The following is a 21,185-nucleotide window of genomic DNA, read 5'->3' on the forward strand; positions in this document are numbered from 1 at the left end:
ATATAGTATGTAAGCGTATCTCATAACATTAACTGGGGGAATCTTTGTGAAAAAAGTAACAAAACTAATGCTCGTAGCTGGTATCTCGTTGGCACTTGTAGGGGTAGGCAACAGCGGCGCCCTGAACAGTGTAACATCTGCAGCGAGCGCACCACTTAAGGTAGGCCGGGTGGAAGCGGCTGCCCATGGTACCAAATGCTTCACAGTAGCTGTTGCTGTAGTACAGAACGGTGTAATCGTTGCAGCTTCGCTGGATGATTATCAATTCCTGGGTACAGATGTAGCAACTGGCGTTCCTAACTCCGACAAAGACTTTGGCCTGAACGGCTACAAAGACCCTAACGTAGTTCTGGCTTCCAAGAAAGCTAACGCTAAATACTACAGCGAGCATATGGCTGAAGCAGCAGGCTCCACAGTTTCTTATGACAAGAACATTGCTGCCGTTGAGAAATTCGCTACAGGCAAAACAATCAAATCCCTTGAAATGACGCTTAGCAAGAAATCCGCAGAGCAAGTAGTTGATGCTGTAAGCGGTGCTACTCTGGTGGATACCTCTAACTATCTGAAAGCAATTTTGGACGCTGCTAAAGCTGCCAAATAATTGCCCTTTTAATATTTGCTTACGGGACTCCTTCACGGCTGCGGCTGTGCGGGAGTCTTTTTTATGTCCGCTTTACGGGGAGAGGCGAGTGGGACCCCTGCGTTTATGGGTATAACAGTATTAAGATGAAATACATCCTGTAAACCGGAATTCATAACTGGGGGTTGGGCCATGAAATGGCAGGGCAGAAGAGGCAGTTCGAATGTAGAAGACCGCAGAGGAAGCAGAGGCGGAGGCGGCAAGCTGATTGGCGGCGGAATTAGCGGGATTATTATTGTGGTGATCGTTACGCTGCTGAGCGGCGGGAATATCGGTGACATTATGGGCAATCTGACTTCCACAGGCTCCAGCACCGGCTCTAACGCACCATATGAGCAGACAGCGCAGGAGAAGGAATTGTCGGAATTTGTGTCTGTCGTACTCGCAGATACCGAGGATGTCTGGTCCGAGGTCTTCCAGGAGCAGGGAAAAACGTACCAGGATCCTACGCTGGTACTCTATAGCGGCAGCGTGGACTCTGCCTGCGGAACCGCCAGTTCGGCAGTCGGGCCGTTCTATTGCCCCGGGGACGCTAAGCTGTATATCGATCTCAGCTTCTACGACGAGCTGCAGCAGCAATTCAATGCGCCGGGCGATTTCGCCATGGCTTATGTAATTGCCCATGAGGTGGGTCATCATGTGCAGACACTGCTGGGGGCTTCCGAGCAGCTGAATTCGCTGCGCCAGAGCCTGAGCGAGACCGAATTCAACAAAGTTCAGGTCCGCTTTGAGCTGCAGGCCGATTATTATGCCGGGGTATGGGCGAAGCATGCCCAAGGAATGAACCTGCTGGAGGAAGGGGATCTGGAGGAAGCCTTAACCGCAGCGAGCGCAGTGGGGGACGACACGATCCAGAAGCGGGCACAAGGCTATGTGGTGCCTGACAGCTTCACTCACGGCACCTCCGAGCAGCGCAAACGCTGGTTCTACAAAGGGTTCAACTCCGGCACCATTGAAGGTGGAGATACTTTTAATGCCACTGAGCTGTAGAGGCTAAGCTGTAGATACTGAACGGTAGAGGCAAGCGTATCCGTCCCAATGTTGGTTTTTACTGGCGAAGACAGGCCCTCTGTCTTCTCAAAAGCTTTAAATGTAATAAAGCAGCGATTCTCTTGGTCATTGGAGGATCGCTGCTTTGCGTTTTTGTTCTTGTATAGGAAATTACGATATTCCTCTGTTGTGGATAAGCTTCTCTGGAAATTGGAGCAGGTCCGTCTGAAAGACGAATGTGTTCTTGTATCCGGAATTCCACAGAATTCCCGGAAGTCGGAGGCTTGGAAAAACAAAGGGATAAATCCCTCTGAATCCGCCAAAAGTGGGCGGCAGGCGGGAATGAGGGGCAAAAGTGCCCCTGAATCCGCCAAAAGTGGGCGGCAGGCAGGAATGAGGGGCAAAAGTGCCCCTGAATCCGCCAAAAGTGGGCGGCAGGTGGGAATGAGGGGCAAAAGTGCCCCTGATTTTACCGGAGGCTGCCCCAAACAAAGCAGTCAGAATAGAACAATGTGAGATGGGCTTAAAATCTACATCAGCTGCATAGCTCGGGCTGATTCACCCGTTAGGGTGATTTCTTTCATTTGCGGCTTGCTTAGGGATATTCTAACGTGCCGCTTTGACCATTTGGCGGGAGGTTGTGTGGTAACTCCATTTTACCAAAGGACGGTTTCTTTTGTGATTTTAGAAAGATTTGAAGAAACTACTTCCCGCTTAAACAGCGGAGCGTCCGCCCAAGTGCTCACGTTGATCCTACTCCAAAATAAGAGCTGTCCAAGCAGCCATTTCATGGCTTTTGGGACAGCTCCCTCTTGCTTGCAATGCACAGCGCTCCCGTACCTGATCTTCACCGTTCTAAAGTCCGGCTACGGACGAAGGTCATTGCGGTACGAGAGCCGGTTGCGGCCGAGTTTTTTGGATTCAAGCAGAAGCTGGTCGGCGTAGACATAGCCTTTTTCCATAGAAGTCTTCTGGCCGGGGTCTGCCTTGTAATAGTACAGTCCGAAAGAGGCGGAATACGGCACGCGGATCATCTGTTCCTCGAATTCTGCGGCTACGCTGTGTCCGTGAAGGCTGTCCAGGATTGCCTGAATCTGTGACTGGCACTCCTCAAAGGTTCTGTTCCTGAGAAACACGGTGAACTCTTCTCCGCCACTGCGGAACAGGATGTCTTCCTCCTGCAGAAATTGCTTCAGTGTATCGGCAAAATCAATAATGACGCGGTCACCGACGGCGTGGTTGAAGGAATCGTTGATTTTTTTGAAACGGTCGATATCCGCCACTACAATTCCGATATATTCCCCGCTCTGGTTCAGCTCCTTCATCATCTTGTCCATGTGGGCCCGGTTATAGGTTCCTGTCAGGAAGTCGCGGTAAGCCATCTGCTCGAACTTGTCGCGTTCATATTTGTGCTGGGCGCTTTGCGATTTGGAATAGAAGGAGAGGCTGACGATGTAATTGAGCAGGAAGAGGGCAATCAGCATTTCCCATTTCTCCATTTGCAGCAGGCGCAGGAGCAGCGCATTGGTCAGGGCTACCTTGCTGAAATCAAGCAGGTTACGGCTCCGGAACAGCAGGTGACGGGCTTCCTTACGTGTCTTGATGTCTCCAGAGAGCGCGAAGGTTATGATCAGGAACGTGGAGGACAGCAATGTGGTGACACAGACGACCAGGAGAAACAGGAGCCAGTATCCGAGCGGAAATCTCTCCGCAAAAGGGTGAAGCACAGTGTACAGATAATACGCGGCCGAGCCGCCCAGTGTGAAGGACCCGATGTTGTAGAAGGTATCGAGAAATTCGCCGGGATCGGCGGTTTTTGTCTTCTTTTTATAGAAAAACACAATGAAGCGGTATACGGTTTCGAACAGAAAGGTGCCTAGCGGTCCGGCGAAAATTCCGAACGAAGAGGTATAGCTGATAGCATAATCTATCGTAGAATTCCCGCTCCGGGTCACGATGCGCAATTGAAAGTAGAAGCTGGAGAAGATCGTATAGAGCACCAGCGCTTTGATATATGTATCGTCCAGAGCTATAGCATGTTTGGGAATGAAGGCTATAGCAACGGAAGCGGCAAACAGGGAAAGGTCAAATACCCGTGCTTTAGACATGACAGAAGTTTTCCTTTCAGGATTTATACCGATTATAACCGAAAAGACGTTTTTTGATTATAAAGTTATTTTGGAATTTTTATAGATTGAACCATACACCCATGTCCTATATCCGGCAGCGGTCATATAATACTTTGTTAATGTGGAGCCGTCTGCTCTCGTGCAGAAGTGAATCTATAAGCCGGGGAGAGGAAGTTATGAAAATATTGCTGGTTACCTACTGGGGCCTTACCAATATGGGCGGGATCTGGACGTATATGAAACAGCTTGCTGATAAGCTGAGCGAACAGGGACACTCCGTTACACTCATGGGAAGCCATGTGGAGAACAACACCTTGTATTTGCTCGGGCAGAATGCTTCTTTTGATAAAAAAGCTTTCTATACCCTGCTGCTCCCGCACCTCGATATTACCTTATTCCCGCATCTGCATCTGGAGCATGGGATATTCAGCTTTGAGCTGGGGCGTTATGTATTTGAGGGTGGAGCGGCGGTTCTGGGGCTGGAGAATTACGATGTCATTCATGCCCAGGACCCCATTGCCTCCTACGCGCTGCGGCGGATTATGCGCCGTCCGGTTCCTCTCGTCTCCAGTGTGCACGGGGCATTGTCCCGGGAAGCTTATTATGAATACAAAGGGCTTGAGCCTGAACTTACCCGCGAGGAATATGAGCGCCGGCCGATCTGGCGGTATTTCCGGCGGATGGAGGCGCTCGCGGCCCGGTCGGCTGACTTGATTATGGTCTCTTCGAACTGGATTGGTCAGCTGACCCAGGAGCTCGGTGTAAGCAGAGAACGGATTCATACTTTGCCGTATGGAGTGAATCTGGAGCAGTATGCGGCCAGGGCGGCGAAGCCTTCACCGCTTAAGATCGGAGGCGGAACCAAAGTAATCATGTATGCCGGACGCCTCGAATATATCAAAGGTGTACATGTGCTGATCGAGGCTCTGGGAATGCTGCAGAAGCACCGCACAGACTGGACCTGTGTAGTGGCCGGCATAGGCAGCCTGCTGGAAGAGCTCAGGGAACAGGCGCGCCAGCTTGGGATTCTGGAGCATATCCGATTTGCCGGGAAGCTGGATAATATTCCGGCAGCACTAAGCGAGGCTGATATTTATGTACAGCCTTCCCTGCAGGATACTCAGCCGTTCTCGGTCACCGAGGCTCAGCTTGCCGGCATTGCCCCGATTGTTGCCGGCACTTCAGGTATGCCGGAAATGGTCCGCCACGGGGAGACGGGCTGGATCGTTCCGCCCGGTGATGCCGCCCGGCTGGCCGGGCTGCTGGAACAGCTGCTGGATAATGAGGAGCTGAGAGTACGTACCGGCTTCCAGGCAAGGGAGTGGGCGCAGCGCAGCCGTTCACTGGATGTCATGGCGGCCGGAACGCTGAATGTATACCGTAAAGCCATAAGTATGCGGGAGAGCGTACAAAGCCCGGCAGTCCGTTCCACCTTGGGAGCAGAGCCGGCGGCAGGACCCGTTCCCGGAGCCTTCCATCCGGCCGATGTGCTGAATGCGATGTATCCCGGCATTCCGCTTGCGGCGAGCATGCGGGCAAGGCTCCCGCAGGATTATTCCATTCCTGATCCTCTTACGGTACTCACCGATCCGAAATAAATTCCTGTCCGCCGAAGTAGGCGGCAAAGTTGTCATGCCTTCCTGATTGAAGCATATACATGAGTGGAGTAACATTTTGGGCTTATGCTCTGGGCTTGTCTCAGGGATAGATTATGCCAAGAAGGAGGACATTTCCCGTGTTTGACCAGTCACACGGCTTGCGGTTTGATATTTATGAACGCATTCACCTTTCGGAAGAGCTTCCGGGAATAGCTGAGCTGGAGGAAGTCGAGCTGATTCCCGACATCCAGGTAATCCAGCGGGAGGACCGGGCGGAATTGCACGGGCAACTGCTGCTCACCGGACTCTACCGGGGGGAAGATGATCGCACACAGCGTCTGGAGCATGCGATTCCTGTTGAAATCACAGTCCCGCTGACCCGGGTCAGCTCACTTGAAGACATAGGGGTTGAGATCGAGAATTTCGATATTGACCTGCTTACGATGCGAACCGTCAACATAACAGGGGTACTCTCGCTGCGCGGAATCGGAAACGCGGATGCCCAGCCGGCCTGGCAGCAGGAGGAATATACAGTAGCCTACTCCCCTGAGGCTGAAGCGGATAACCGCGGGCCGGAGAATGATGCGCTATATGAAAATTCGCTCTGGACCTACGGGGAAGGTGTCGCGGAGGTTTCAGTGGAGGATCAGGAATATGCGGATTCCGTGGAAGCCGCGGGTAATCCGCTATTCCTGGAAGGCTCTTTATACACTCAGCCTTCGGCCTTAGTATCCGCTCAGTTGAAGGACAAGGAACCCAAGGTAAGAACGCATAGCCTGGATTCCTCACCCGCAACCTCTCCATCCGGAACAGCGGATTCCGGGCAGAGCTACAGCAAATCTGCGGCTGAGCCGGTCTCCAGTCATTTTCTTCCTTCCCGGGAGAAGACAGAAGAGCCTGCTGCGGTAAATGATTCGTTCAAGGCAGGTACGGAGGAGCCCGGTTTCCAGACGGGGACAGCCGCGTTGAATACTGTGGATCATTGGGGTACTGCCAGTCTTCATGCAGTCAATCAGGCAGAGCCGGTATTCACATCCGCAGCCAGTGATGATGCAGCGGTGCTGGCCGAGAATGAAGAAGTGCCTGAAGAGGTTCAGGCTATAGACAATGAGAGCTTCGTGTCCGAGGAATTCTTACCTCCCCAGGAGGAGAAGCAGGATCTCAAGATTGCGCTGGGCAGCAAAAAAGATCCGGCAATTGCCGAGCAGGAGCCATTGACCTTCTCTTCGCTGCTCAGCTCCAGCCGTGCGCGCAAGGAGCAGGAGATTCTCCATTCCGAGGAGGTAGCCTCCAAAGCGGCGGTTATTCCTGAGGCAGGGAATGATACCGAATGGAAAAGCCGGTTCATCGGCGGTCTTGGCGGTACAGAGCTATTCCGCAAAGTGCGGCTCTGCATCGTCCAGCGGGAAGAAACGCTGGATACGATTGCCGAGAAATATCAGCTCAGTACCAGAGAGCTGTCCATGTATAACCGGCTCTCCGGACAGAATGTAGAAGAAGGCCAGGTTTTGTATATTCCCTAGGATGGACAGGGGAATGCGGCAGGAAGTTGCGGGGGGCTGTCCCACAAGCCATGACATGGCTGCTTGGGGCAGCCTTATTTTTTTACATAGGATATATATATCTTGGCCCGGCCTGTTGCGGGTTCATATTTGCTTAGGCAGGGTTAATGGTCACTATCGGCTTATGTACTTGCAGATTCAACCAGCTGTGCGCCGGTATACACTACTTCTTGGGAGGATGGGATATTTATGAAGAAAAAAGTGACGGCAGCTGCGATCGCATTGGGCGTGGCGCTGACTGCTTCAGCCGGCGTCTATGCCGCGGGCAACCTGCAGGAGATTCGGGCATCGCTGAATTACAAGCTCGGGATCATCGTGAACGGTCAGGTCTATGCGATGAAAGACGGCAACGGTAAAACGCTTGCCCCGATCACATACAATGGCACAACGTACCTTCCTGTACGCTCAATCAGTGAAGCGCTGAACACCTCTGTCACTTATGACGCCGCAAACAGCCGGGTCGTCATCGGCGGCTCCGCTTCTCCTGGCACGTCCTCTCCGGAACCGGCCGCGGTACCGGTACAGCGTCCGAAGAGCCTGCCGTCCGACTTCCCGCTTCCGTCCGATGCCAAAGTATTCAATCTGATCGAAGGCTCGGCGACCGGCACGCCGTCTGCGACGTTCAGCTATCTGACGAAGCAGGACCTGGAGACGCTTGGCAATACGTACAAAGAGTATTTTGTGCGCAAAGGCGCCACCGCCAAATCCGAGGAGATCTCCGCGGAAGCCTTCTCGATTATCGATGCCGGAAGCACGTTTTCGGTTACGCTGGACGCCTACCTGGGAACTGGCAGCTATGGAGGCTACAATATCGTCAACGTGATCTGGAGCGGGAAGTAAGATATTTTTTTGAACCGGGCGGTATAAACTCTGCCCTTTGTGTGTATGCTGGTTGACTAGGAATAGGACTGAATGTATTATTGACATAAGTAATAACTAGCATAAAGACTGGGAACGGGAAGAGTAGGCGGTCAGCCCTTCAGAGAGCGGAATTGTAGTTGCTGTGAATTTCCGCAGGATGCAGCCCCCGAAGTCGCCCCGGAGTCGCCCTTCTGAGCTTGCCTCCATATATATGGAGACCAGGTTAGGATGTGGCCGGACGCAGCCGTTATCTGCATGAGTGTCGCGCTAAGCTTCCGGACCTGTAAGGGGTCTGAGGCAGGGGTTTATTTTTTGTTAGCGCGAAACAAAGGTGGTACCGCGAAAGAATGGCCTTTCGTCCTTTGAGACGAAGGGTCTTTTTGTATTTAAATATAAGGATTTATATGTTTCACTCTATCAATTATCCTTATATTTCTCGCTGAAACGGTACCGTCCTTAGACAGGACGGCAAAGCCGTTTCCACTTGTCAGATTGTTACAGAATACAAAAAGCTTCTCATCATTTTCTCTAATGGAGGGTTCACAATGGCTGATAACAACAATACAGCAGCAGAGCTGACGAACCAGCTGGAAGCGGCAGAAGACACCGCTACTGCAAATCACAAGCAAAGCGATATGCCGACTACCTATGATCCGGGGTCGGCGGAGAAGAAATGGTATACTTACTGGATGGAGAACGGCTTCTTCGAAGCAGGCAAACGTCCGGATGCGCAGCCTTACAGCATTGTTATTCCCCCGCCGAATGTAACAGGAATGCTGCATATCGGGCATGCGCTTGATTTCACACTGCAGGATGTTCTGATCCGTACCAAACGGATGCAGGGCTATGATACGCTGTGGCTGCCGGGAACGGACCATGCGGGAATCGCTACGCAGACCAAGGTAGAGCAGAAGCTGCGCGAGCAGGGAATCTCCCGCCATGATCTGGGACGCGAGAAGTTCCTGGAGCAGGTATGGGCCTGGAAAGACCAGTATGCAGAGACGATTCATGACCAATGGGCCAAGATGGGCCTGTCTCTGGATTACTCCCGCGAACGGTTTACCTTTGATGATGGAATGAAGAAGGCGGTAAGCAAGGTGTTTGTTGAGCTGTACCAGAAGGGCCTGATCTATCGCGGCAAACGCATTATCAACTGGGATCCGGCTGCACGCACGGCTCTGTCGGACATCGAAGTTGAATATAAAGAGGTAAATGGCTATCTGTACCATCTGCGCTATCCGCTTAAGGACGGCAGCGGCTATATTACTGTAGCTACAACCCGGCCGGAAACGATGCTGGGCGATACTGCGGTAGCCGTGCATCCGGAAGATGACCGTTACAAGGATCTTATCGGCAAAACCCTGATCCTGCCGATTACCTTGCGGGAAATTCCGGTTATCGCTGATGATTATGTAGATAAGGAATTCGGCAGCGGCGCGGTGAAGATTACCCCGGCACATGATCCGAATGACTTTGAGATGGGCGTGCGCCATAGTCTTCCACAGATTAATGTGATGGATGAAGGCGGAATTATGAATGCGGAAGCAGGCAAATACCAGGGACTGGACCGCAGTGACTGCCGCAAGGCGATCATTGCCGACCTGAAGGAGCAAGGTGTGCTTGTATCCATTGAGGACCACGTACATCAGGTTGGACACAGCGAGCGTTCGGGAGCCGTAGTTGAGCCTTACCTGTCCACCCAGTGGTTCGTGAAGATGCAGCCGCTGGCAGAAGCGGCCATCGCAGCGCAGAAGGATGGTAGCGGTGTTAACTTCGTACCGGACCGCTTCGAGAAGACTTACCTGAACTGGATCGAGAATGTACGCGACTGGTGTATTTCCCGCCAATTGTGGTGGGGCCACCGCATCCCGGCCTGGTACTCCGAATCTACCGGGGAGATTGTAGTTGCACATGATGAAGAAGAAGCACGCCGCATCAGCGGACTGTCCGACCTGAAGCAGGATGAGGATGTTCTGGACACCTGGTTCAGCTCGAACCTCTGGCCGTTCGCCACACTGGGCTGGCCTGATGAGAACAGCAGCGACTATCAGCGTTACTATCCGAACAATGTGCTGGTTACCGGCTACGATATCATCTACTTCTGGGTAGCCCGCATGATCTTCTCGGCTCTGGAATTCACCGGACAGAAGCCATTCTCCGACGTGCTGATGCATGGTCTCGTACGCGATGCTGAAGGACGCAAAATGTCCAAATCACTCGGCAACGGTATCGATCCGCTGGATGTAATCGAGCAGTATGGCGCAGACGCTATGCGCTATATGATTACTACAGGCAGCACAGCCGGTCAGGATCTGCGGTTCCGGATGGAAAAGGTAGAGCAGGCGCGGAATTTTGCCAACAAGATCTGGAATGCCTCACGCTTTGCACTGATGAATCTAGAAGGTTTTTCTTTTGAAGATATTGACATTACAGGTGAGCTCAGCACGGCGGACCACTGGATTCTGCACCGCCTGAACGAAACTTCCCGCGATATTACGCGTCTAATTGACTCGTACGAGTTCGGTGAGACCGGCCGGCTGCTGTACAACTTCATCTGGGATGATCTGTGCGACTGGTATATCGAATTCGCCAAGCTCTCGCTGTACGGAGCGGACGCGGCTGCCAAGGCCAAGACACAATCGGTTCTGGCCTATGTACTGGACCGCACGCTGCGCCTGATTCATCCGTTCATGCCGTTCATTACGGAAGAGATTTGGCAGCATCTGCCGCATCAGGGCGACACCATCACGCTGGCCGAATGGCCGAAGTATGATTCTGCGCTTGAGAATCCGCAGGCAGTAGCAGAAATGAATCTCCTGATGGATGTTATCCGTGCCGTTCGTAATATCCGTGCGGAAGTGAACGTGCCGATGAGCAAGAAGGTAGAACTGATTATCAAAGCCGGGGGTCAGGAAACCCTGGACATTATTTCCCGCAACGACAATTACATCGGGCGCTTCTGCAACACCTCTTCCTTCGAAGCAGGACTTGCGCCGCAGACACCGGATAAAGTGATGTCCGCTGTGGTTACAGGAGCCGAGCTGCTTCTGCCGTTGTCAGGACTGATCGACATTGAACAGGAAATTGCCCGTCTGGAAAAAGAAGTCCAGACACTGAACAGCGAAGTTGAACGCGTGGAGAAAAAGCTCGGCAATCAGGGCTTTGTCGCCAAGGCGCCAGCTAAAGTCATCGAAGAGGAGCGGGCGAAGCAGGCGGACTATTCCGATAGACGCGAGAAAGTGCTGGCCCGTATCGCAGAGCTGAGAGGATAAGGGACATGGAAGAGATCACACGGAGCGGCAGTGCCGCTCCCTTAAGTTCTTATACAGAAGCAGTAGACTGGATTAACAGCCTGATTCCTTTCGGTATCCGGCCGGGTCTAGAACGGATAGAGCTTCTGATGGAGAAGCTGGGTCATCCGCACCGCAAGCTCAAGTTCATTCACGTAGCGGGGACGAACGGCAAAGGCTCTACCTGTGCTTTTCTGACCCGTGTGCTTATTCAGAGCGGTTACACGGTGGGGACCTTTACTTCTCCTTATATCACGAAATTCACGAACCGTTTCCAGTACAATGGAGCAGATATTTCCGAAGAGACTTTGCTGGAACTGGTTAATAAACTGCGTCCGCTGGTTCAAGAGATCGCGGGCGGTGAGCTGGGTTCGCCGACAATGTTCGAGGTGTCGACAGCACTGGCCATTCTCTATTATGGCGAAGTCTGTTATCCGGATGTAGTCGTATGGGAGACTGGTCTTGGGGGAAGGCTGGATGTAACGAACATCGTTACCCCGGTTGTGTCTGTAATCACGAATGTGGGGCATGATCATACCGATGTGCTGGGAGATACGCTGGAGCTGATTGCCGGTGAGAAAGCCGGAATTATTAAGCCGGGCGTTCCCGCAGTCAGCTGTGTGAGCCAGCCGGAGGCCGTTGCCGTGCTTAAGGCGAAAGCGGCGGCTACCCGTTCTACTCTATATTTGGCTGGAGAAGATTTCAGCTATAGTGGCGTAGAGCTCAGGGACGGCCACCAGCATTTCACCTTCCAGGGTCCATTCCGCTCGTTAGAGCTGGATATAGCTATGAAAGGCGAACATCAGCTGGAGAATGCAGCGGGAGCTATGATGGTCCTTGAGGTGCTGCGTCAGTATATGGCCTTCATGCTGGAGGACGAGGATGTGCTGGAGGGATTCCGCGGTACCTTCTGGGCCGGAAGGCTGGAGGAAGTAGGCACTTCGCCCAGAATTATTCTGGACGGAGCGCATAATCCGGAAGGTGCAGAGAGCCTGGCTAAGAGTCTTCCGCAGTTTGGGCCATACGGTAAATTAAATTTGCTCATGGGGATGCTGGCAAATAAGCATCACGAGTCGTATCTCAAGCATATACTGCCTATAGTGGATACGCTCATCCTGACCGAACCGGATTTCCGGAAGAAAATGGACGCGGAAGATCTGCAGGCCATCGCAGAAAGTCTGCGGAATAAATATGCCAAGGAAAACTTGGAAATCATAGTAGAACGTAATTGGGGCCAAGCGCTGCATCTGCTGCAGACGATCACAGCGGACGATGACCTTGCGGTCGTGTCCGGAACGCTGTATTTGATTTCTGATGTACGCAGTACGCTTTTACGGCAACCCGATTCTGAAAAAGGCTGGTGACGAACTGTTGGATACTACTGAACGTGTGCATTTTATAGGGATCGGCGGCTACGGTATGAGCGCGATTGCCCGGGTGATGCTGGAGATGGGATATACAGTTACGGGTTCTGACGTAGCTGCCCAAGAGTTAACGGAGAAATTGATTGCCAAAGGTGCCAAGGTCTACATTGGACATACGGCCGAACAGGTCAAAGGCGCAGATCTGGTCGTATATTCTACGGCGCTTGCATCGGATAACGTAGAATGGGTAGAAGCGGAGCGTCTCAAAATACCGATTCTTCACCGTTCGCAGATGCTTGCCCGTCTGCTGAATGAGCGCAAGGGTGTGGCTGTTGCGGGTGCGCACGGCAAGACTACCACCTCGTCGATGATTGCTCTGGTTATGGAAGACTGCGGCGTGGATCCTACGTATATTATTGGCGGGGAGATCATGAACGTCGGTACGAATGCCAAGGCAGGACAAGGGGAATTCGTCGTAGCCGAAGCGGATGAGAGTGATGGCTCATTCCTGCAGTACCATCCTTGGCTGGGGATTGTAACGAATATTGAAGCCGACCATCTGGAGAACTACGGCGGTGATTTCGGCCAGCTGAAGGAAGCTTATGTGCAGTTTATGAACCAGCTGCGTGAGGACGGAACGGCTATTGTGTGCGCGGATGATGAGAATGTGAAATCTCTGCTGCCTCAAGTAAAAGGTACGGTTATCACCTACGGAATTTATTCGGAGACTGCAGATTACACGGCGACCGACATCGTTCTGGGCGACCGCCAGGTGTCGTACACGATGAATCGCGGTACGGAGGTTCTGGGCCGTATTGAGCTTTCCATTCCGGGGCAATACAATCTGTATAATTCAATGGCGGCGGTAATTTCCTGTCTGAAATCCGGCATTGCCTTTGAAGCGATCGCTGCAGCAATTGTGAAATTCCACGGTGCCAAGCGGCGCTTCCAGGTGCTGGGAGAGATCAACGAGATTCTCGTCATTGATGATTATGCGCATCATCCAACGGAGATTCAGGCTACCATTAGTGCTGCCAAGGCTACAGGCAAACGGATTATCGCCGTGTTCCAGCCGCAGCGCTACACGCGTACCTTCTTCCTGCTGGATGCGTTCAGCCGTGCGTTCAGCGAAGCGGACGAAGTGATTATTACCGATATCTACTCGCCTGCCGGAGAGAAGCAGATCGAGGGAGTCACCTCCGCGAAGCTGGTGGAGCTCATTGTGCAGAACAGCAACGCCGGTGCACGGCATCTGCCGACGAAGGAAGCTGTGCTGGCTGACCTGCAGGACCGCATTGCTCCCGGTGATCTGGTGATTACAATGGGTGCGGGTGATATCTGGAAGGTCGGGTATGCACTGGCGGATAATCTGAAGAATCGTTAATAGGGCTTAGGCCATTCTATGCAGATAACACATATCTCTTTACAGTAATAGGATAGCTAGGTATTTTAACAGAAACGGTTTCCGTTCCTTGAATAAGGACAACGAAGCCGTTTCTTCTTTTTATGTCAGGAGGTATCTGGCGGTCTGAGAAATTAGAAGTGAAATTAAACCAACATTTTGCCGATATAGCTTGTGAATGATATTGTCCTTAAAAGAGAAGGTATTCCCGCATATTTGGTGGTGTACTCATGAGCTTTCAGCTTGATATTAATACATTGTTGTACTTGTTCATCTTGGGGAACTTGTTTTCCGGCCTGCTGATTACCTTTTACCGCTACCATTTCGCCAAGGATACCGCCTCGGTCCTTTTTATAACTGCAAAGTGGCTTCAGGTCGTCTTCTGGGGCTCTATTCTGCTATGGGATTATATCCCCCATTGGATCGCCGTACCTCTAAGCAATGCGCTCATTCTGGCTGGAGGAGGTCTGGAAATTTCGGCCCTGCTGATGATGATGGGGATGATGGACCGTAAGGCGAAGCTCTATTATTCGGGGCTGGTTGCGGGCAGTGTTCTGAGCTTTTGTATCATCGCCCTGTTCTTCAACCATGCGAACCTGCGGGTGGCCACGACCTCGCTATGGGTAATGCTGTTTGTGATCTACCCCGGCTACCGTTTGACGGCGGGTAAAGAACGTTCTCCGCTCCAGAAAATAATGGGAAGCGTATTTTATACCATTGCTGCCGTGATGCTGTTGCGGTCCTTTGTCGCGCTGATTCTGGAACCGGAAATGGGACCGCTGACAGCTAATCCGGCACAGTATTTGTATTACCTGGGGATGTTTTTGATGCTGGTCGGGGGAATTGCGGCGTTCATCCTGCTCTCCAATGAGCATTCATATGAGAAGCTGAAGCGCATAGCCGCTTATGACAGCCTTACCGGAATCCTTGGCCGCAGGGCTTTTCTGATAGAGGCTGAGCTGAAGCTGGCGATGGCGGCAAGAAAGCGGGAATACTGCTCAATGCTACTCTTGGATCTGGACCATTTCAAAATAGTGAATGATACATATGGACATGACAAAGGCGATGTAGTACTTCAGGATTTCGCGCTTACCATTGAGAGCCGGCTGGGAATCGGTGACTTGTTCGGCCGGGTTGGCGGCGAAGAATTCGCCATTATGCTCTATGGGCAGGATGCGGAGAACAGCAGCCGCAAGGCGGAAGAACTGCGCCAAGCCGTCAAGGAGGCTTCGGGAGACAGTCTTGCCGGCGGGTACACCGTAAGCATCGGAATGATTACAGTGCTTCCGGATCAGCAGACAGCCTTGAATACCCTGTACAAGCTTAGTGACAGAGCCCTGTATCAGGCGAAGCAGGACGGACGGGACCGTGTGGTCAGAGCCGGGTAAAAGAACGGGATTATACACATCATACATATGACATCGATGAGCAAGGGGGTGGACGCTATGGCTGCCAGTCTGGATTTCAAGACACTGCTGGCGTGTCTCTTTTTTGGTAATTTCTTTACGGTTATGCTCACTCTGGCTTACCGGTCGCGTTATCCGAAAGATGGTACATCCCTGCTGTTCCTGACCGCCAAAATTCTGCAGCTGGTGATTATGATCCTTCTGCTGTTAAGGGAATATCGTGAATTTAAGGTTGTCCTTCCCTGCATTATTCTCTTGAATCTGGCCGGTGGAACCGCAGAAATCTTCGCACTGCTCAAGATGCTGGAGGTCTATTCCGAACGGATAAAGCGGATTTATTATACACTAACCGGATGTGCCGCACTTGCTCTGCTCCTCCTGTATCTGCTGTCTCCGGACGTACCGCGGCTAATTGCAGCTGCCTCGCTTGCCGGGGCACTGCTGCTGATCTATCCTGCGTATATGTTATGCTGGAAAGTGAAAAAAACACCGCTTCAGGAAATTATGGGCTTGCTCTACGGAATTGTTATCCTCTCGATGCTCTGCAATGCAAGCAGACTGGTATATCCTCCGCCTGAGGGCTCACCCATTGGTGAGTGGATGCAAGTCTTTTTCTATATTGGAATATACCTGCTGATGTTTCTCGGAACCGCCGGCTTCATGCTGCTCTCCAGGGAGCAGTCCTATGCGGAACTTGAGCGTGCAGCCACATACGATGAGCTCACCGGCATTCTTAACCGCAGAGCCTTCGTGCTGCGTGCCCGGCCCCTGATTGCTGCGGCTGCCAAGGAGATGGCGCCCTTCTCTTTCCTGCTGCTGGATGTGGACCATTTCAAACAGGTGAATGATACCTATGGCCATGACACGGGTGACAAGGTGCTGCGCGACTTTGCCCGCAGAATTGAGCGCGAGCTTGGCAACGGGGACCTGTTCGGACGGTTCGGCGGGGAAGAATTCGCTGTGCTGCTGCACCGGGCGGATGAGGAAGCGAGTGAGGAAGTGGCTGAGCGGCTGCGCCGGTCCGTGCTGGACGCCACCATTGATGGGATAACGCTCTCTTATACAGTGAGCATCGGTCTGATTACGATCGTCTCGGGCGAGCGCGTCCCGCTCAATACTTTGTACAAGCTGAGCGATACCGCTCTGTACCAGGCGAAGCAGCGCGGACGCAATTGTGTGGTCCGAAGCCACGGCTATGCAGCGAGGGAGCTTGAAGTACATTCCTGAGTGTACTGACCATAAGTCTAAACTGCAATTTAAATAAAATCACAAAATTAGGAACAACAGCGCTTCTCCTTTTACTGGAGCAGCGCTGTTTTTGTATCCGGGCTTCGTAAAATGACAGTTTTTTGAAATTATTTTTGCATTAGCCAAGAAACGACAAAACTCCGCTGAACTTTGGGGTAATATATGCTAGATACTTGGCACTGCCAGACACAGACAGATAAATGGAGAGTAGGAGAAGAAGCCATGAGGGAAAAATTGCTGTTCATATCTGCAGAGAATCCATTTCCGCAGGATAGCGGTGGCAAGCTGAGAACGGGCAATATTCTGAATATTTTACTCGCCAAATACGATGTGGATCTCTTAACGTATTCAGGTTCCAAAGACACGGAAGCCATACCGTCGCTTACCGTGCATGAGGTGAAGCGCACAATGAATTACCGCAGGGCGATGCTTCGCTCCTTGTACAAATGGCGCAATTGCTCTTATATGAGCCATGTAGATGTGGATATGAAGGAGAAGATTACAGAGCTCTGCGTACAGCATGCATACAGCCATGTCTTTATTTCGCACAGTCTGCTCGGCTGCTGCATTGACATTGTGCGCCGTTCCCTGCCTGGCACTGTTATAATCACGGACGCGCATAACTTCGAGAGCGGATTGTCTGCACAGCTTGCCCGCAGGAAGAGGGGGATCGCCAAACTCTTTTATTCCCTTAATGCGGTATGGACGCGCAGAGATGAGCTTAAGCTGATGGACAAGACCAATCTGCTGCTTACAACATCCGAACAGGACGGGCTGAGCTTCAAGGCACTTTCCTTTAAAAATTCCTTTAAGGTCCACGTGATTCCTAACTTCATACGTATGGGCGATTATCGGACAAATACGCTTTTTCCGAAAGAGCCGTGGATTATTCTCCCGGGCAATATGAACTACTTCCCGAACATTAATGCAGCTACCTATTTCTACCGTCAGATCTATCCGCTCATCAAAGCCAAGGTTCCGGGCATCAAATGGTATATCGTCGGCCGGGATGTGCATCCGGAGGTTGCCGCTCTGGCGGACAAGGACCCTTCCATCATCATCACCGGATATGTCGACAGTGTGGCGGACTATATACGGAAGGCGCAGGTTGTGATCGCTCCTCTGCAGGAGGGCAGCGGAACACGCCTGAAGATACTGGAGGCCTGGGCGCTCAAGACTCCTGTCGTTTCAAGCACCAAAGGAGCAGAAGGGCTGCTGTATGAGCATTCCGCGAATATTATGATTGCCGATGATCCGGTTACGTTTGCCGAAAGCGTGACTCAATTACTTCAGGATCACGAAAAGGGAGTAGTGCTTGCGGACCGTGCCTACCAGACCCTGCTGGCTAACTATGAGGCGGAAAGTGTCCGGGAAAAGCTGCTAAGTCTTGTCTAATTGTAAGGGGAATACAAAAAAAAAATTATTTCATCCCATAAATCGACAATCTTTTTCCGGGAACTGCGTTACTATTGATCTACATCTAAAGATTCATAAATGAAGGCTGGATGTAATCCGGCCTATTTTTCTTTGTATACAATAATAACCATTTACATAGAACCAAGGAGCTATAGCCATGAGAGAGAAAATGCTGTTCCTATCAGCCCAGAGTCGTTATCCCGAAGATTTAGAAGGAGAAATAAGAACAGAGAATTTTCTTGATATTCTGCTGGAGCGGTTTGATATTGATCTGCTCGAGTATTGTCATTGCCGCCGGGAGCCTGCGGTAGAGTATGGACCTGCGCTTACAGTGCACCAGGTGAAGAGGTCTTCTGCTTCACAGAGATCCCTGCTGCACCCGCTGAACAAGCTGCGCTCACATTCTCCGCTGATCGGTACTGACAAGTCTTTGCGGGCGGAAGTCACAGAGATGTGCCGCTTGAATACATACAGTCATGTGTTTATTTCGTATTATATGCTGAGTAATTGCCTGGATATTGTAGCCTCAATGCTTCCGGAGGCCGTCATCATTACAGATGCCCACCGTTTCGGGAGCAGAATGCTGGAGAATAGGGCAGCCGGCAAACGCGGAATTAGCAAAAGCTATCATAAGCTGAATGCCGCACTGATCCGCCGGGAAGAGCGCCGATTAATGAACAAGACCAGTCTGCTGCTGACCGCTACAGAATGGGATGCCCTTTCTTTTAAGGCGTTATCCTTTGCGGATGCAGGCAAGGTGCATGTAGTTCCGCCTTACATTGACCTGAAGGAGCCTGCTTATGCCTCCGGTGAGACCGTAATCAAGGAGAAATCCATAGTCCTTCATTGGAATATGAATACCGGCCAGGGCAAGAATGTGGCTTTATTGTTCTTAAAGAAGATATACCCGCTGGTCAAAGCGGAGGTGCCGGATTTCCGTTGCTATATGATCAGCGATAAAGTACATCCGGAGGTTGCCGCTTTGGCCCGCAATGATGCTTCTATTGAAATTGTCAGGGAATTTGAACATACAGCCGATTACATCCGGCGGGCCAGCGCCGTGGTAGCTTCTTTGCGCGAAGGCTGCGGGGGGCAGATTAAGATCCTGGAAGCCTGGGCGCTGCGGACGCCGGTCGTCTGCAGCTTGAGCGGTTCGGAGGAATTAATCTGTGAGACGGGACGGGATATTCTGCTCGCAGGCACGAGCGCAGTCTTTGCCGGCCAGCTGGTGAAGCTGCTGACAACGCCTGAGCTCGGCTCCATTATTGCGGATCAGGCTTACCGGACACTGCTCAAGCATTACGCGGCAGAAGGGGTCAGGGAGAAAGTACTTAGTTTGGTGTAAATATATTAAAATAGCATATCCATCTCACATCTATCATATATTTCAGTATAGAACTGAAGATAGCGAGGTGGGAGCATTGAATAGCGGAAGAATGACATTCCGGTTTGATGGGGAGACGGCAGAACGTAAGGCGGAAATGGCAGATCGCCGTATAGGAAGAGAACCTGTTATAACCCTGGAGGTTGAGGACAGGGAACAGCGTGAGGAGATCAGAACGGCCCCTCATCTCCGTGCAGATGAATATATAGTTGATCTGGAGCGGGTGGAAATCCCCCGTGCAGCTGAAGTATCTTATATGAAATCCGCTGGTCCGCGCCGCCGGAACTGGGATGATTCAGATGGAGAGTATGATACTGGACAGTATTCATATCTCCCAGACTCAAGTACGCGCACAATTCCAGTTTATGCGGAGGTTTACAGGGACGATGATAATGCACCACCAGGTGAGCACTACCCGCTGTTTGAGGATGAGCGGGGCGCTGAGCAGGAACGGTTCGGGCAGTTCAGCACACACGGGAATCTGTATGGAGGCTCCTACCATACCCGCCGCCCTTCTTATTGGTGGAAGTTCGCTTTGTCAGTAGCAGGGGCATTAGGCACAGGAATCCTGCTCGGCTATGCAGCGCTGTCCTTCATCAGTGGCGGAGGGACGGGCACCGGGAATGGAAGCGGCAGTTCCGCTGTTCAGACGGGGATCGTTCAGAGCCAGAATGACACTGGCGGGGGAGCGGAGGCAGATATCACAGGCGTGCCGGTTGAAGGAACCGGTGAAGCGGTGGCAGCGCATATTCCGGTACAGATTGCGGCGCAGAGCTATTATCTGCTCCAATACGGCGTATTCAGCACACCGGCTGGTGCTGCGCAGGCTCAGCAGGAGCTGCTTGCCGCAGGGCTTGCTGCAGGTCTGGACCCAGCGGACGGCAACCGGGTGTATGCAGGGATGTCGCCTGAGCGCGAGCAGGCCAAGCTGCTCAGCAGCGGTCTGAAGAATCAGGGCATCGAGCTGTACGTAAGGGAAGTGGCCTTGCCCGCTGTGGATCAGGTCAGCTATAACGGAACGGCGGAAGCGGTGGACAGCTATTTTGCAGTCAGCAGCCAGTTGTTGAGTGAGCTGAGCGGCCTGTCCGCTTCGCTGCTGAGCGGTACGGCCAGCGGTACAGACAGCTCAGCGGTAAGTGATCTTCATATGCAGTGGACCGAAACCGTCAAGCAGCTCGAGTCCGGGCTGTCTCCGGAAGGGAAGAGTATTGCCACCGGGCTGGAGAAATCCATGAGCCGGGGAATATCCGCACTGAACGAGTACGGCAAGAATAAGGCAGAGGGCCTGCTCTGGGAAGTGCAGGAGGCTATGATGAGCTTTTTGACCGGCCAGAAAAGTCTGCTGTCTGCGATAAGCTGAACGTTCACCCCATTGTATAAGGTGTTGCCAATCCCCCGTACCGGCTGTTTGCCGGACGGGGGATTGCTGTGTTTCTCGCCAGTATAGCTGCTGCATGATAAATCAGTTGCCTATTGTGCCGGAGTCGGATAATGTTAGTGGACCACACCCGGCGGAGACTGGTGAAACCGGGCTTTATGCGGCACGGCTGTGGTAAACATTCCCTGAACGGATTTTGCGTTTGTATTGAACTCCGTTTCACCGTATAATAATTAGGGTGTCAAAAAATGGCGAGGGAAGACCAAAATGAAGAAGAAAAATGTAGGAACACTGCTGTTATTTCTAATTCTGGGCTGGCTGGCCGGAGCATGGATTGCCAAGCTGCTGGAACCTGTAAAAGCTCTGTCTTTTCTTACAACCTCGACTGTACTCAAGTGGTCGCCGCAAGCTGATTTGGACATCATAACCTATGACATCACTATCCATTTGAAATTGTGCCTGCTCAGTCTTGCCGGAATGATAACAGCTGTATGGCTGTACCGCAGACTGTAGCGTT

The 21,185-nt window shown here is 52.0% G+C and carries 15 protein-coding genes and 1 other annotated feature; of the genes, 14 read left to right on the plus strand and 1 reads right to left on the minus strand.

Annotation, left to right across the window (positions count from 1 at the left end):
* The first annotated feature begins 46 nt into the window (after positions 1 to 46).
* Together MHI42_RS27725 and MHI42_RS27730 are read left to right on the plus strand one after the other, a co-directional pair.
* A complete protein-coding gene (locus tag MHI42_RS27725) occupies positions 47 to 601 on the plus strand; it encodes a hypothetical protein (RefSeq protein ID WP_042217062.1) in 555 nt (184 codons plus the stop codon).
* Positions 602 to 772: 171 nt separating this feature from the next.
* Entirely contained in the window at positions 773 to 1,630 is an 858-nt protein-coding gene (locus tag MHI42_RS27730) for a neutral zinc metallopeptidase (protein WP_342421273.1), read from the plus strand.
* A gap of 866 nt (positions 1,631 to 2,496) precedes the next feature.
* Here the strand turns inward: MHI42_RS27730 and MHI42_RS27735 are convergent.
* A complete protein-coding gene (locus MHI42_RS27735; RefSeq protein WP_342421274.1) occupies positions 2,497 to 3,738 on the minus strand; it encodes a GGDEF domain-containing protein in 1,242 nt (413 codons plus the stop codon).
* 197 nt (positions 3,739 to 3,935) lie between these two features.
* On the opposite strand from MHI42_RS27735, the gene MHI42_RS27740 reads away from it, so the two are divergent.
* The 12 genes from MHI42_RS27740 (at position 3,936) to MHI42_RS27795 (ending at position 21,181) form a co-directional block, all read left to right on the plus strand.
* A complete protein-coding gene (locus tag MHI42_RS27740; protein ID WP_342421275.1) occupies positions 3,936 to 5,357 on the plus strand; it encodes a glycosyltransferase family 4 protein in 1,422 nt (473 codons plus the stop codon).
* Between the two features lie 137 nt (positions 5,358 to 5,494).
* A complete protein-coding gene (locus tag MHI42_RS27745) occupies positions 5,495 to 6,880 on the plus strand; it encodes a LysM peptidoglycan-binding domain-containing protein (RefSeq protein ID WP_342421276.1) in 1,386 nt (461 codons plus the stop codon).
* Positions 6,881 to 7,108: 228 nt separating this feature from the next.
* A complete protein-coding gene (locus MHI42_RS27750; protein WP_342421277.1) occupies positions 7,109 to 7,759 on the plus strand; it encodes a stalk domain-containing protein in 651 nt (216 codons plus the stop codon).
* A 101-nt stretch (positions 7,760 to 7,860) separates the two neighbouring features.
* Positions 7,861 to 8,146 (plus strand) — a binding site (T-box leader).
* A gap of 269 nt (positions 8,147 to 8,415) precedes the next feature.
* Positions 8,416 to 11,052: a valine--tRNA ligase gene (locus MHI42_RS27755; RefSeq protein WP_342424816.1), complete on the plus strand. Its 2,637-nt coding sequence runs from the start codon at positions 8,416 to 8,418 to the stop codon at positions 11,050 to 11,052.
* A 5-nt stretch (positions 11,053 to 11,057) separates the two neighbouring features.
* On the plus strand, positions 11,058 to 12,434 hold the full coding sequence (locus tag MHI42_RS27760) for a folylpolyglutamate synthase/dihydrofolate synthase family protein (protein ID WP_342421278.1): 1,377 nt from the start codon (positions 11,058 to 11,060) through the stop codon (positions 12,432 to 12,434).
* Positions 12,435 to 12,441: 7 nt separating this feature from the next.
* Positions 12,442 to 13,818: a UDP-N-acetylmuramate--L-alanine ligase gene (gene murC, locus MHI42_RS27765; protein WP_171718274.1), complete on the plus strand. Its 1,377-nt coding sequence runs from the start codon at positions 12,442 to 12,444 to the stop codon at positions 13,816 to 13,818.
* Positions 13,819 to 14,111: 293 nt separating this feature from the next.
* Complete coding sequence (locus MHI42_RS27770; protein ID WP_342421279.1) at positions 14,112 to 15,224, plus strand: GGDEF domain-containing protein; 1,113 nt, start codon at positions 14,112 to 14,114, stop codon at positions 15,222 to 15,224.
* Positions 15,225 to 15,281: 57 nt separating this feature from the next.
* A complete protein-coding gene (locus tag MHI42_RS27775) occupies positions 15,282 to 16,469 on the plus strand; it encodes a GGDEF domain-containing protein (protein ID WP_342421280.1) in 1,188 nt (395 codons plus the stop codon).
* A 243-nt stretch (positions 16,470 to 16,712) separates the two neighbouring features.
* Complete coding sequence (locus MHI42_RS27780) at positions 16,713 to 17,885, plus strand: glycosyltransferase family 4 protein (RefSeq protein WP_342421281.1); 1,173 nt, start codon at positions 16,713 to 16,715, stop codon at positions 17,883 to 17,885.
* Positions 17,886 to 18,063: 178 nt separating this feature from the next.
* Positions 18,064 to 19,251, plus strand: coding sequence for a glycosyltransferase (locus MHI42_RS27785; protein WP_342421282.1), 1,188 nt, complete (start codon positions 18,064 to 18,066; stop codon positions 19,249 to 19,251).
* Positions 19,252 to 19,342: 91 nt separating this feature from the next.
* Entirely contained in the window at positions 19,343 to 20,650 is a 1,308-nt protein-coding gene (locus MHI42_RS27790; RefSeq protein ID WP_342421283.1) for an SPOR domain-containing protein, read from the plus strand.
* 285 nt (positions 20,651 to 20,935) lie between these two features.
* A complete protein-coding gene (locus MHI42_RS27795; protein ID WP_039300531.1) occupies positions 20,936 to 21,181 on the plus strand; it encodes a DUF4321 domain-containing protein in 246 nt (81 codons plus the stop codon).
* The last annotated feature ends 4 nt before the right edge of the window (positions 21,182 to 21,185 follow it).

Source organism: Paenibacillus sp. FSL E2-0178 (genome assembly GCF_038593005.1).
Lineage (GTDB): Bacteria > Bacillota > Bacilli > Paenibacillales > Paenibacillaceae > Paenibacillus_AQ > Paenibacillus_AQ phytohabitans.

Bases quoted from the DNA above. Each gene is read 5' to 3' on its own strand.
- MHI42_RS27785 (WP_342421282.1), top strand. From the start codon at position 18,064: ATGAGAGAGAAAATGCTGTTCCTATCAGCCCAGAGTCGTTATCCCGAA.
- MHI42_RS27740 (WP_342421275.1), top strand. From the start codon at position 3,936: ATGAAAATATTGCTGGTTACCTACTGGGGCCTTACCAATATGGGCGGG.
- MHI42_RS27775 (WP_342421280.1), top strand. From the start codon at position 15,282: ATGGCTGCCAGTCTGGATTTCAAGACACTGCTGGCGTGTCTCTTTTTT.
- MHI42_RS27755 (WP_342424816.1), top strand. From the start codon at position 8,416: ATGCCGACTACCTATGATCCGGGGTCGGCGGAGAAGAAATGGTATACT.
- MHI42_RS27735 (WP_342421274.1), bottom strand. From the start codon at position 3,738: ATGTCTAAAGCACGGGTATTTGACCTTTCCCTGTTTGCCGCTTCCGTT.
- MHI42_RS27795 (WP_039300531.1), top strand. From the start codon at position 20,936: ATGAAGAAGAAAAATGTAGGAACACTGCTGTTATTTCTAATTCTGGGC.
- MHI42_RS27790 (WP_342421283.1), top strand. From the start codon at position 19,343: ATGACATTCCGGTTTGATGGGGAGACGGCAGAACGTAAGGCGGAAATG.
- MHI42_RS27780 (WP_342421281.1), top strand. From the start codon at position 16,713: ATGAGGGAAAAATTGCTGTTCATATCTGCAGAGAATCCATTTCCGCAG.
- MHI42_RS27730 (WP_342421273.1), top strand. From the start codon at position 773: ATGAAATGGCAGGGCAGAAGAGGCAGTTCGAATGTAGAAGACCGCAGA.
- MHI42_RS27750 (WP_342421277.1), top strand. From the start codon at position 7,109: ATGAAGAAAAAAGTGACGGCAGCTGCGATCGCATTGGGCGTGGCGCTG.
- MHI42_RS27760 (WP_342421278.1), top strand. From the start codon at position 11,058: ATGGAAGAGATCACACGGAGCGGCAGTGCCGCTCCCTTAAGTTCTTAT.